The sequence below is a fragment of the Microvirga sesbaniae genome (genome assembly GCF_025460805.1).
Classification (GTDB): domain Bacteria; phylum Pseudomonadota; class Alphaproteobacteria; order Rhizobiales; family Beijerinckiaceae; genus Microvirga; species Microvirga sesbaniae.
Genome location: NZ_JAMXFJ010000012.1, coordinates 92,389 through 104,960, shown reverse-complemented (window position 1 = coordinate 104,960; position 12,572 = coordinate 92,389). Strand labels below are relative to the sequence as shown.

The 12,572-nt window shown below is 67.9% G+C and carries 11 protein-coding genes; 6 read left to right on the top strand and 5 right to left on the bottom strand.

From position 1 onward, the window contains the following. Positions 1 to 14: 14 nt before the first annotated feature. Positions 15 to 716: an HAD family hydrolase gene (locus OCW50_RS17425; RefSeq protein ID WP_262298440.1), complete on the bottom strand. Its 702-nt coding sequence runs from the start codon at positions 714 to 716 to the stop codon at positions 15 to 17. 375 nt (positions 717 to 1,091) lie between these two features. Here OCW50_RS17425 and OCW50_RS17420 point away from each other — a divergent pair, with 375 nt between their 5' ends. The 3 genes from OCW50_RS17420 to OCW50_RS17410 all read left to right on the top strand — a co-directional run bounded on the left by OCW50_RS17420 (position 1,092) and on the right by OCW50_RS17410 (position 2,876). Continuing rightward, positions 1,092 to 1,490 carry a hypothetical protein gene (locus OCW50_RS17420; protein WP_315974443.1) on the top strand — a complete coding sequence of 133 codons (399 nt, stop codon included), beginning with the start codon at positions 1,092 to 1,094 and terminating at the stop codon, positions 1,488 to 1,490. A 157-nt stretch (positions 1,491 to 1,647) separates the two neighbouring features. After that, complete coding sequence (rpiA, locus tag OCW50_RS17415) at positions 1,648 to 2,343, top strand: ribose-5-phosphate isomerase RpiA (RefSeq protein WP_262271315.1); 696 nt, start codon at positions 1,648 to 1,650, stop codon at positions 2,341 to 2,343. Between the two features lie 32 nt (positions 2,344 to 2,375). Then, positions 2,376 to 2,876: a DUF2059 domain-containing protein gene (locus tag OCW50_RS17410; protein WP_262298439.1), complete on the top strand. Its 501-nt coding sequence runs from the start codon at positions 2,376 to 2,378 to the stop codon at positions 2,874 to 2,876. Positions 2,877 to 3,140: 264 nt separating this feature from the next. Here OCW50_RS17410 and OCW50_RS17405 read toward each other — a convergent pair whose 3' ends face one another. The 3 genes from OCW50_RS17405 to OCW50_RS17395 form a co-directional block, all read right to left on the bottom strand. Next, complete coding sequence (locus OCW50_RS17405) at positions 3,141 to 4,640, bottom strand: tripartite tricarboxylate transporter permease (RefSeq protein WP_262298438.1); 1,500 nt, start codon at positions 4,638 to 4,640, stop codon at positions 3,141 to 3,143. A 10-nt stretch (positions 4,641 to 4,650) separates the two neighbouring features. Further along, positions 4,651 to 5,124, bottom strand: coding sequence for a tripartite tricarboxylate transporter TctB family protein (locus OCW50_RS17400; protein WP_262298437.1), 474 nt, complete (start codon positions 5,122 to 5,124; stop codon positions 4,651 to 4,653). Between the two features lie 68 nt (positions 5,125 to 5,192). After that, the gene (locus tag OCW50_RS17395; protein ID WP_262271311.1) at positions 5,193 to 6,164 is read right to left on the bottom strand and encodes a Bug family tripartite tricarboxylate transporter substrate binding protein; all 972 of its coding nucleotides are present in this window, start codon (positions 6,162 to 6,164) and stop codon (positions 5,193 to 5,195) included. A 257-nt stretch (positions 6,165 to 6,421) separates the two neighbouring features. Here OCW50_RS17395 and gor point away from each other — a divergent pair, with 257 nt between their 5' ends. Beyond that, on the top strand, positions 6,422 to 7,822 hold the full coding sequence (gene gor, locus OCW50_RS17390) for a glutathione-disulfide reductase (protein WP_373371459.1): 1,401 nt from the start codon (positions 6,422 to 6,424) through the stop codon (positions 7,820 to 7,822). 342 nt (positions 7,823 to 8,164) lie between these two features. Beyond that, the gene (locus OCW50_RS17385) at positions 8,165 to 9,550 is read left to right on the top strand and encodes a class II 3-deoxy-7-phosphoheptulonate synthase (RefSeq protein WP_262298436.1); all 1,386 of its coding nucleotides are present in this window, start codon (positions 8,165 to 8,167) and stop codon (positions 9,548 to 9,550) included. Between the two features lie 81 nt (positions 9,551 to 9,631). Here the strand turns inward: OCW50_RS17385 and OCW50_RS17380 are convergent, their stop codons facing one another. Then, positions 9,632 to 9,811 (bottom strand): hypothetical protein, encoded by a 180-nt coding sequence (locus OCW50_RS17380; RefSeq protein WP_262298435.1) that lies wholly within the window; start codon positions 9,809 to 9,811, stop codon positions 9,632 to 9,634. Positions 9,812 to 10,497: 686 nt separating this feature from the next. Between OCW50_RS17380 and OCW50_RS17375 the strand changes: the two genes are divergently transcribed. Continuing rightward, positions 10,498 to 12,231 (top strand): NAD+ synthase, encoded by a 1,734-nt coding sequence (locus OCW50_RS17375; RefSeq protein WP_262298434.1) that lies wholly within the window; start codon positions 10,498 to 10,500, stop codon positions 12,229 to 12,231. Positions 12,232 to 12,572: the final 341 nt, after the last annotated feature.

Sequence of the window (12,572 nt, the reverse complement as noted above, 5' to 3'; positions counted from 1 at the left end):
ATCCGCGCGGCGCGTCACGCCGCCATGGGTCTCAGGACGGCCCGCACGGCGGCGAACAGGCCGTCGAAATGGTCGACGACGAGATCGGGTCCCAGCTCGCGGACCGGCACGTCCGTGTAGCCGAAGGGCACCGCCACCACCGGAATGCCCGCGTTCTTGGCCGTCACGATGTCGGTCCGCGAATCCCCGACCATCACGGCCCGGCCCGAATGCCCTCCGGCCCGCTCGATGGTGAGCGTCAGGTGGCGCGGATCGGGCTTGAAGTACGGGAAGGTGTCCCGGCCGCAATTGGCCGCGAAGCGGTGGCCGATGCCGAGGGCGTCGAGCAGCTTGACCGAATGCTCCTCGACCTTGTTGGTGCACACCGCGAGGATGAAGCCCGCCGCCTCGAGGCGGTCCAGGGCCGCCTCCACGCCGGGATAGAGCGTCGTGCGGACGCAGATGTTCTCTCCGTAATGGACCATGAACTGGCGGAACAGCTCGTCCAGATGGGCGGGCGCCAGCTCCTTGCCGGCAGCCTCGAAGCCCCGCTCGATCAGGGCCCGGGCGCCCGCGCCGATCATGTCGCGCGCCTGGGCTACGGGCAGGGCGGCGAGCCCCTCCCGTTCGAGGATCACGTTCAAGGTCCCGACGAGATCGCCGGCCGTGTCTGCCAGGGTTCCATCGAGGTCGAAGACCGCGATGGGCGAGACGATGTGCGGGGTATCAATGGCCATGGAGGTCGGCTACCTGCTGGAGGCAAGGGAATCAAGCCTTGGATGATATGGTGCCGATGGTTGATTCGTTCTTACCGGATGGAGTGATGAATGCGGTCACTAGCGCACCGTGCGAAAAAGTGGACCCGGTTTTTCGCGTCGAGCGGTGCGCCGCTTGAAGGCTTGAGCATCGGATTCGATCCCAAAAGTGGGGCCACTTTTGGGTCCGATGCTCGAGCGCACCGTGCGAAAAAGTGGACCCGGTTTTTCGCGTCGAGCGGTGCGCCACTTGAAGGGTTGAGCCTTGGATCGATCCCAAAAGTGGCTTCCACTTTTGGGTCCAAGGCTCGAGGTTCCGCGGGGCTGATTTTGGCCGTCCTGGCGCCGGGAGGTCTTTTGGGCCCCGCCCTGGCCGCCTCCTATGATTTCGTGCCTGCGCCTCAGACCGACCTGAACAGGATTTATAGGATCGATCGGATCACCGGCGAGGTGAGCTCCTGTCAATACGGGCTTCAGGAGGGCACCGTCGGGGTCACCCTCTGCTACAGCGCCGGCGAGGGGGCCGGAGCCCAGGCGCCCGGAGAATATGGCCTGGTCGCCTCCCGCCACGAGCGGGAAGGGGGCGTGTTCCGGGTCAATTACCGGACCGGCCAGATGAGCATCTGCTACGTTTTCGACGAGCGGGTGGTCTGCACGCCCCAGATGACGCCGTCGCCGGCCACCTCGACGGCGGCCCCGACCGGGGCCACCCCGAGCGTCGGGCCGGGCACGGGGGCCTCGCCGCAGCGTCCGTGAAGCGTCTGGAGCCTTCCGGAGGCATTTGGTCGCGCTCCGCGGCCAGCCGGCGATGAAACGTTCTTTCTTCCTGCCGTCCTGCCATGCTAGAGCCGAGCGAAAGGCCATGGGCAAGGCCAAGAGCAAGTCAGGGCGGACGCATTCTCAGAGGATTTCAGTGAGCGACAATCTCAAGCGCGCCGCGGCCGAGAGGGCCGCCGAGCTCGTCACCGACGGCATGAGGCTGGGCCTCGGCACCGGCTCCACCGCGGCCCATTTCGTCGCGGCCCTCGGCGAGCGGGTCCGGGGCGGCCTGAAGGTGGTGGGCGTTCCCACCTCCGAGGCGACCCGCGACCAGGCCCAGCGCGAGGGCATTCCCCTGTCGACCCTCGACGAGACCCCGGACCTGGACCTCACCGTCGACGGGGCCGACGAGCTCGACGACGACCTCCGGCTCATCAAGGGCGGCGGCGGCGCGCTCCTGCGCGAGAAGATCGTCGCCTCCGCGAGCCAGCGGATGATCGTGATCGCCGACGGGTCGAAGCACGTCGCCAGGCTCGGCCGCTTTCCCCTGCCCATCGAGGTCGTGCCCTTCGGCCTCACGGCCACCGAGCGGGCCATCGTCAGGCTGCTCGACAGCCTGAGCATGAGCGGGGAGCTGCATCTGCGGCACGCGCCCGACGGAGCCGCCTACGTGACCGACGGGGGCCACTTCATTCTCGATGCGCATCTCGAGCGCATCGACAAGCCGAACGTGCTCGCCTCGACGCTGAACAACATTCCCGGCGTCGTGGAGCACGGTCTTTTCCTGGGCCTTGCCACCGGGGCGATCCTCGCCACGGGGGACGGGCTCGTCGAACTCGGTCAGCTCTGACCCCTCAAGCCATGACGATTGGAGACACTTCCATGATCCGCAACGCCTCCCGCCTGGCCGCGACCTCGTTCGCGCTGTTCCTCCTCGCCAGCCCGGCCTTCGCCCAGGCCCAGCCGAGCGCGAGCCACCTCGCCGTCGCCCGCGAGGTCGCCCTGGCCTCGGGCATGACCCGCTCGTTCGACGCCATGTCCGAGCCGTTCCTCGTCCAGCTCCAGCAGATGAACGTCACCCGTCCGGAGATCAAGCAGGACCTGGAGCAGGTCGTGGCCATCATCCGGCCGGAACTCGAGCAGCAGAAGCAGAAGATGCTCGACAATGCCGCCCGGGCCTTCGCGCTGCGCCTGTCCGAGTCCGAGCTGAAGGACATCGCGGCCTTCTACAAGTCGCCGGCCGGCGCCAAGTACGTGCAGGTCCAGCCGGGCGTCCTCGACGACATCGTGCGGGACCTGGCGGCCTGGACGCAGCAGACCTCCCAGTTCATCATGACCCGCGCCCGCGAGGAAATGGGCAAGCGCGGCCACCAGCTGAACTGAACCGGGCTCCGCCTTCCTGCCCCCCTCCGCACGTCATGGCCGGCCTTGTGCCGGCCCGCCACCTTCCGCACGTCATGGCCGGCCTTGTGCCGGCCATCCCGATTGCTTCGGGCGCGGCGCCTCTCGTATCGGGATCACCGGGACAAGCCCGGTGATGACGTGGTGTGTGTGTGGTCCGGTGAAGCCACCCTCCGCACGTCATGGCCGGGACGAGCCCGGTGATGACCGGGAGGGGAGTGCCGTCCCTCCCGATCATCCGATGCTTTAGTCCTCGACGGCCTTGAAGCGTCCCAGGCCTTTCAGGAAGAAGGGCAGGATCAGGGCGATCACCGCGATGCCGAGCAGGGTCGCGGAGATCGGGCTCTGGAGCAGCACCATCGGGTCGCCGAGGCTGATCGACAGGGCCCGGCGCAGCTGGCTCTCGGCGATGGGCCCGAGGATCAGGCCGACCACCACCGGGGCGATGGGGAAGTCGAACCGCCGCATCAGGAAGCCGAGCACGCCGAACACGGTCAGCATGACCAGCTCCACCGGGGACGGGTTCGCCGCGATGGTCCCCATGGTGGCGAAGACCAGGATGCCCGCATAGAGCCAGGGCTGCGGGATGGCGAGCAGCTTCACCCAGAGGCCGACCAGCGGCAGGTTGAGCACCAGCAGCATGGCGTTGGCGATGAACAGGCTGGCGATCAGGCCCCAGACGAGGGCGGGCTGCTCGGCGAAGAGCAGGGGGCCGGGATTGAGCCCGTATTGCTGGAAGCCCGCCAGCATCATGGCGGCGGTGGCCGAGGTCGGCAGACCCAGCGTCAGCAGGGGCACCAGGGTGCCGGCCGCGGACGCGTTGTTGGCGGCCTCCGGCCCGGCCACGCCCTCGATGGCGCCCCGGCCGAAATCTTCGGGATACTTGGTCAGGCGCTTCTCGGTCGCGTAGGACAGGAAGGTCGGGATCTCCGCGCCGCCCGCCGGCAGCGCCCCGATGGGGAAGCCGTACAGGGTGCCGCGCAGCCAGGGCTTCCAGGACCGCTTCCAGTCCTCCTTGGTCATCCACAGCGAGCCGCGGACCGGCTCGAGCTTCTCCTCGTGGATGTGGCGGCGCGACGCCACGTAGAGCGCCTCGCCGACCGCGAAGAGGCCCACCGCCAGGGTCGTCACCTCGATGTTGTCGTAGAGCTCCGGGATGCCGAAGCTCAGGCGCGACTGGCCGGACAGGATGTCGATGCCCACCAGGCCGAGGAGCAGGCCGATGAACAGGCTGGTGAGCCCGCGCACCGGGGAATCGCCGAAGGTGGCCGAGACGGTCACGAAGGCCACGCACATGAGGGCGAAGTAATCCTCCGGCCCGAAGCTCACGGCGATCTCCACGAGATAGGGGGCGAGCAGGGTCAGGCCCAGGGTGGCGATGGTGCCGGCCACGAAGGACCCGATGGCCGAGGTCGCCAGCGCCGGGCCGCCGCGGCCGGCCTTGGCCATCAGGTTGCCTTCGAGGGCGGTCGCCATGGAGGCGCTTTCCCCCGGCGTGTTGATCAGGATGGCGGTGGTCGAGCCGCCGTACATGCCGCCGTAATAGATGCCGGCGAACATGATGATCGAGCCCGCGGGATCGAGCTTGAAGGTGATCGGCAGCAGCAGCGCCACGGTGAGCGCCGGGCCGATGCCGGGCAGAACGCCGACGGCGGTGCCGAGCAGCACGCCGATGAGGGCGAAGAGCAGGTTCATCGGCTGGATGGCGACGGCCAGGCCGCTCGCGAGGGACGTGAAGGCTTCCATGATCAGGGCCTCAGAACAGGCGCTCGAGCGGCCCTGCCGGCAGGGACAGGGTCAGGAGCTTGCCGAAGAGCAGATAGATGAAGACGGCGATCACGGCTCCGATCAGGAGATCGGTCAGGAACGCCCGGCGGCCGAAGGCGGCCGACGTGGTGGCGAACAGGATGGCCGTGCCGATCATGAAGCCGCCCCCGATGGCGATGAGGACGATCAGGGCCGCGAGGCCGCCGAGGATCAGGATGATCGGCTTCCAGTCGAGGCTGTCGCGGGGCGGCAGGTCGCCGCGCAGGGCGCCGATGCCGTTGCCGATGGCGAGCAGGGTCAGGCCGACCGAGACCACGATGGGCATGACCTTGGGGCCGAGGTCGTAGGGGGAGAGGATCTGGAGCTTGGTCATGTCCCACCAGACCAGGCCGGCGAGAGCGAGAAGGATGAGCGCGATGACGAGGCCTGCCGCGTCGCGGCGCCGCTGGGGTGATGTGGTCATAGGTGATCCCAAAAAAGAAGCGCCGCGCTCCGGGAACGCGGCGCTTCCAACGGGCTTTAGCTTGAAATTTACGACTTCACCAGTCCCACGGCGGTGAGCACTTCCTTCGTGCGGGCCTGCTCGTCGGCAAGGATCTTGGTGAAGGCGTCGCCGGACACGTAGGAATCCTCCCAGCCCTTGGCCTTCAGGAGTTCCTGCCACTCCTTCGACTTGGCCATCTTGTCCATGGCGTCCGTCAGGGCCTTCTTCTGGTCGGCCGAGATGCCCGGAGGGGCCACGACGGCGCGCCAGTTGGCGATCTCGAGATCGACGCCCTGCGCCTTGATCGACGGCAGGTCGGCGGTGGCCTTGTCGGCCGGGGTGGTCAGGCCGATGAGGCGCAGCTTGCCGGCCTTCACCTGGCTCTCGAACTCGCCGTAACCCGAAATGCCCGCCGTCACCTTGCCGCCGAGGATGGCCGCCAGGGCCTCGCCGCCGCCGGAGAACGGGATGTAGTTGATCTTGGTCGGATCGGCGCCCGCCGCCTTGGCGAAGAGGGCCGCCGCGATGTGGTCGACGCCGCCCGCGGAGCCGCCCGCCCAGGTCACCTTGGCCGGATCGGCCTTGATGGCGGCCGCGAGTTCCTTGGCATCCTTGATCGGCGAATTCGCCGGAACGACGATCGCCTCGTATTCCGCGGTCAGGCGGGCGATGGGGGTCGTCTGGTCCAGGGTGATCGGCGACTTGTTGGTGAGGAGGGCGCCCACCATCACGTAGCCCATGACCATGAGCTGGTTGCCGTCGCCCTTGGAGTTGTTGACCAGCTGGGCGATGCCGATGGAGCCGCCGGCGCCCGGAACGTTGGCCACCTGCACGCTCTTGGCGATGCCCGACTGGGTCAGGGCCTGCTGCATCGAGCGGGCCGTCTGGTCCCAGCCGCCGCCCGGAGCCGCCGGAGCCATGATCTTGAGCTCCATCTGAGCCGCCGCCGATGTCACGAACCCTGCCACGGCCGCCGCGGCGAGAGCGCCGCGCCAAAGACCTTTACGAAACTGGCTCATCGATTTCCTCCGTTGACGCCGACATCCGGTCGGCCTGTCCGCGGCAGACCCTAATGAGGGAACAGCAGGGCGGCAAGCGGCTTGCACCTTTATCCTTATCGTACCTTCGCGTAAGAGCTTCCGCGTCAGAGCTTCCGCGTCAGAGCTTCGCGATTCAGGTGAGCAGCCATGTCTCCGAAGCAGGGCTGGCGGAGGACTTCGGCCAGATGCGTCCTTATATGAATGATCGAGTTGCAGAACCGAGCGGAGACCGCCTCATGTCCACTTCCGGCATGTCCTCTTTCGACGTCGACCTCTTCGTGATCGGAGGCGGGTCCGGCGGCGTTCGTGCCGCCCGCATCGCGGCGGGCTATGGCGCGAGGGTCATGCTGGCGGAGGAATACCGGGTCGGCGGCACCTGCGTCATCCGCGGCTGCGTGCCGAAGAAGCTGATGGTCTATGCCAGCCGCTTCGCCGACGACTTCCACGACGCGGAAGGCTTCGGCTGGAGCGTCGGCGAGACGCGCTTCGACTGGGCGACCCTGATCCGCAACAAGGACCGGGAGATCGACCGGCTCGAGGGCATCTACCGGGCGAACCTGGACAAGGCCGGCGTCGAGGTGATCGACAGCCGCGCCGTGATCGAGGACGCCCATACGGTCCACGTGCTCAAGACCGGCGCGCGGGTCCGCGCCCGCGTCATCCTGGTGGCGGTGGGCGCCCATCCGACCCTGGAGCCGGTCATTCCGGGCGGCGAGCTCGGCATCACGTCCAACGAGGTCTTCCACCTGGAGACCCAGCCGAAGCGCATCCTCGTGGTCGGCGGCGGCTACATCGCGGTCGAGTTCGCGGGCGTCTTCGCCGGGCTCGGCAGCGAGGTCACCCTCCTGCACCGGGGCGACAAGCTCCTGCGCGGCTTCGACGAGGACATCCGGGACGCGCTCGGCGAGGCCTATCTCCAGCGCGGCATCGATCTGGCTCTCGGCACGACCCTCATGCGCCTGGAAAAGACGCCCGACGGCATCGCCGCGACCCTGTCCGACGGCTCGGTCCGGGTCGTCGACCAGGTTCTCGTGGCCACCGGGCGGCGGCCCAACACGACCGGGCTCGGCCTGGAGAAGGCGGGCATCACGGTGGACGAGGTCGGGGCGATCCCGGTGGACGGCTATTCCCAGACCCTCGTGCCGTCGATCTACGCCGTGGGGGACGTGACCAACCGGGCGAACCTCACGCCCATCGCCATCCGCGAGGGACACGCCTTCGCCGACACGGTGTTCGGGGCCAGGCCCACCATGGTCGACCACGACCTCATTCCCACGGCGGTGTTCTCGACCCCGGAGATCGGCGTCATCGGCTGCGGCGAGGCGGCCGCGCGGGCCATCTATGGCGAGATCGACGTCTACAAGACCGCCTTCAGGCCCATGAAGGCCACCCTGTCGGGCGGCAAGGACCGGGTCTTCATGAAGCTCATCGTCGACCGGGACAGCGACAAGGTGGTGGGCGTCCACATCATGGGGCACGACGCGGGCGAGATGATCCAGCTCGCCGGCATCGCCGTCACCATGGGGGCCACCAAGGCCGATTTCGACCGCACCGTCGCGGTTCACCCGACGGCAGCCGAGGAACTGGTCACCATGCGCACGCCCGTGGTGGTCAAGACGCCCGTGGCGGTCGGGTAGGGAGGCCCGAGGGCTCTGTCGGAGGGGGAGGGTGTCGGCACCGGGTCACACCACCCTCCACGTCATCACCGGCCTTGTGCCGGTGATCCCGATTGACTGAAGCGCCGCGCCCTTCCGATCGGGATGGCCGGCACAAGGCCGGCCATGACGTGGGAGAGGGTGGCAGGACCGGCCCTGTCCCGGTGATCCCGGCCGGAAGAGCGCCGCGGCATCCGGTCCCCTGGAGCAGGTCTGTGAACCAGCGCACTCGCCTTTTTGAAGATGTCGTGTATAGGTGCCGTTTCGTGCCGCTTGTTGCGGTGAACGACGAGGACTCTGAGAAAGGACACGGGGGTAAGTGTCATGACCGAGCGGTGGACGCCCGACAGCTGGAGAAACAAGCCGATCCAGCAGGTGCCGGCCTATCCGGACCTTGAGGCGCTCGAGAGCGTCGAGCAGCAGCTCGCCGGCTTTCCCCCGCTGGTGTTTGCGGGCGAGGCCCGCAAGCTGAAGCGGACCCTGGGCAAGGTCGCCAAGGGCGAGGCCTTCCTGCTCCAGGGCGGCGACTGCGCCGAGAGCTTCGCCGAGCATTCGGCCGACAACATCCGCGACTTCTTCCGCCTGTTCCTCCAGATGGCCGTGGTGCTGACCTATGCGGGCGGCTCGCCGGTGGTGAAGGTCGGCCGCGCGGCCGGCCAGTTCGCCAAGCCGCGCTCGGCCCCGACGGAGACCATCGACGGCGTCGAGCTGCCGAGCTACCGGGGCGACATCATCAGCGACATCGCCTTCACGCCGGAGGCGCGCACGCCCGATCCGCGCCGCCAGCTCATGGCCTACCGCCAGTCGGCCGCGACCCTGAACCTGATCCGCGCCTTCGCCACCGGCGGCTACGCCAATCTCGAGAACGCCCATCGCTGGATGCTCGGCTTCGTGAAGGATTCCCCGCAATCCTCCCGCTACAGCGAGCTCGCCGAGCGCATCACCGAGAGCCTGAACTTCATGCGGGCCATCGGGATCGATCCCGAAACGCATCCCGAGATGCGCTCCACGGATTTCTACACCAGCCACGAGGCCCTGCTGCTCGGCTACGAGGAGGCCATGACCCGGGTCGATTCCACGACCGGCGACTGGTACGCCACCTCCGGCCACATGCTCTGGATCGGCGACCGCACCCGCCAGCTCGACCACGCCCACGTGGAATACATGCGCGGCATCAAGAACCCGATCGGGCTCAAATGCGGCCCGTCGCTCACGGCCGACGGGCTGCTCAAGCTCATCGAAGCCCTCAATCCCGAGGACGAGGCCGGCCGCCTGACCCTGATCTGCCGCTTCGGCGCCGACACGGTCGCCGAGCACCTGCCGGGCCTGATCCGGGCGGTGCAGAAGGAGGGCCGCACGGTGGTGTGGTCCTGCGATCCCATGCACGGCAACACCATCAAGGCGGCCTCGGGCTACAAGACCCGCCCGTTCGAGCGCGTCATGGGCGAGGTGCGGGACTTCTTCGCCATCCATCAGGCGGAAGGCACCCATGCGGGCGGCATCCACCTGGAGATGACCGGCAAGAACGTCACGGAATGCACGGGCGGCGCCCGCGCGCTCACCGACGCGGACCTGCGCGACCGCTACCACACCTATTGCGACCCGCGCCTCAACGCCGAGCAGGCGCTGGAGATCGCGTTCCTGACCTCGGAGCTCATCAAGCGCGAGCGCCAGTCAAGGGAACGACCGACCGCCCTGGCGGCGGAATGAACGACTGGGCCATTTAAGAAAAAGGGGCGCTTGGGGCGCCCCTTTTTCTTTACGCATACGCAACTCTACTCGTCGTTGGGCTCAATTCAGCCAGCCCATGAAGAAGAGAATAAGAATGATCGGCAGAGGAATGCCGATAAGCCAGAGCAGGCCGCCTTTCAACATGTCAGTCTCCCAGTGTTTCGTGTGGAAATAACGAACTGGACTGTTGCGGGTTCCACCAGAAACTTGAGCTTTGCAGGAGAGCTGAAAACGGACCACACACACCACGTCATCACCCGCTCACACCACCCTCCACGTCATCACCGGGCTCGTCCCGGTGATCCCGATTGTTGGGAGCGCCGCGCCTCACCGCATCGGGATGGCCGGCACAAGGCCGGCCATGACGTGCGGAGGGTGGCCGGAAGGGCGGAGGGTGCCATGACGTGGAGGGTGTTCGCACCGGGCCATACACACGCCACGTCATCACCGGGCCTGTCCCGGTGATCCCGATCGGAAGGGCACGGCGCTTCACCTTATCGGGATGGCCGGCGCAAGGCCGGCCATGACGTGGGGAGGGGATCATCACCCCCTCACACCACCCTCCACGTCATCACCGGGCTTGTCCCGGTGATCTCGATCGGAAGGGCGCCGCGCCTCACCGCATCGGGATGGCCGGCACAAGGCCGGCCATGACGTGCGGAGGGTGGCAGGGAGGGCGGAGGGTGCCATGACGTGGGGAGGGTGGCCGGAAGGGCGGAGGGTGCCATGACGCCGGAGGGTGCTCGCAGGAGCGTCGGCCCCGATCCCAAAAGTGGATTCCCCTTTTGGGTCCGATGCTCTAGATCCAGGCATCATGCGGAAATCCGGTCCCCGGCTTTCCGCCCGGAACGATGCGTCAGCAGGAAAGGGAGCGTCGGGTGGATCTCGAGCGTGGCCTCCACGGTCGGGTCCGGTGCTCAGGTGTCATGGCTCAGAACACGCTCAAGATCGCCCTCGCGCAACTCAACCCCATTGTCGGCGACGTGGCCGGCAACGAGGAGAAGGCACGCCAGGCCCGCGCCCGGGCGGCCCGTCTCGGCGCCGACCTCGTGATGTTCACGGAGCAGTTCCTCGCCGCCTATCCGGCCGAGGACCTGGTGCTGAAGCCCGCCTTCCAGGATACCTGCCGGGCGGCCCTGGAGCGCCTGGCCCGCGAGACCGCCGATGGCGGCCCGGGGATGCTCATCGGGCTGCCCTGGCGCGAGGGCGACGCCCTCTACAACGCCTATGCGCTGCTCGACAACGGCGCGATCACCGTGCGCTACAAGGTGGACCTGCCGAACTACGACGTGTTCGACGAGAAGCGCAATTTCGACCCCGGGCCGCTGCCGGGCCCGGTCAATTTCCGCGGCATCCGCATCGGCGTCCCGATCTGCGAGGACATCTGGAGCGGCGACGTGGTCGAGTGCCTGGCCGAGACCGGGGCCGAGCTGCTCCTGGTGCCGAACGGCTCGCCCTATCATCGCGGCAAGACGGACGAGCGCTTCAGCATCGCCAGCGCCCGGGTGACGGAAAGCGGCCTGCCGCTCGTCTATCTCAACCAGGTCGGCGGCCAGGACGAGCTCGTCTTCGACGGCGCCTCCTTCATCCTCAACGCGGATTGCTCCCTCGCCGGCCAGCTGCCGGCCTTCGAGGAGGCCCTCGTGCTGACCGTCTGGGAGAAGGGCGAGGACGGCTGGGCCTGCCGCGAGGCCCCCATGGAGACGGTCGAGGAGGGCCGGGAGGCCGATTACGCCGCCTGCGTCCTGGGCCTGCGCGACTACGTGGAGAAGAACCGCTTCCCCGGGGTGGTGCTGGGCCTCTCGGGCGGCATCGATTCCGCCATCTGCGCCGCCATGGCGGTGGATGCGCTCGGGCCCGACCGGGTCCATTGCGTGATGCTGCCCTACCGCTACACCTCGGGCGAGTCGCTCAAGGACGCGGAGGATTGCGCCAAGGCGCTCGGCGTCCGCTACGACATCCTGCCGATCGCCGAGCCGGTCGAGGGCTTCGAGGCGGCCCTGCAGCCTCTCTTCGCCGGCCGGGAGCGGGACATCACCGAGGAGAACCTCCAGAGCCGCGCCCGCGGGACCATCCTCATGGCGATCTCCAACAAGTTCGGCGCCATGGTGGTGACGACGGGCAACAAGTCGGAGATGTCGGTGGGCTACGCCACCATCTACGGCGACATGAACGGCGGCTTCAACCCGATCAAGGACCTCTACAAGATGGAGGTCTACCGCATCTCGGCCCTGCGCAACCGCTGGAAGCCGGACGGCGCCCTCGGGCCCGACGGCATCGTCATCCCGGATAACATCCTGTCGAAGGCGCCGACCGCCGAGCTGCGCGAGAACCAGAAGGACCAGGATTCCCTGCCGCCCTACGAGGATCTGGACGAGATCCTGCGCGGCCTCGTGGAGGAGGAGCTTCGCGTCTCCGACATCGTGGCCAAGGGCTACGACCTGGAGGTGGTCAAGAAGGTGGAGCGCCTGCTCTATCTCGCCGAGTACAAGCGCCGCCAGGCGGCGCCCGGCGTGAAGGTGACGCGCAAGAACTTCGGCCGCGACCGCCGCTATCCGATCGTCAACCGGTTCCGCGACCAGGGGCTCGTCGCCCACCGGAAGGACGAGGCCCTGGAGCGCGCCATGGGCAAGCCGCGGGTCGGCCCGCAGGACGTCTGACGGGCCCGCATCCGGCCCGGCCTCACCGGCCCTTGCCCCCGTCTCCACGTCATCACCGGGCTTGTCCCGGTGATCCCGATCCGAGAGACGCCGCGCCCTACCGATCGGGATGGCCGGCACAAGGCCGGCCATGACGTGCGGAGGGTGGCGGGAAGGGCGGAGGGTGGCAGGAAGGGCGGAGGGTGTTCGCACCGGGCCACACCACCCGCCACGTCATCACCGGGCTTGTCCCGGTGATCCCGATTGTTGGGAACGCCGAGCCTCACCGGATCGGGATGGCCGGCACAAGGCCGGCCATGACGTGGGGAGGGTGTTGTCGCCTGCCATGACCCGGGAGGTGG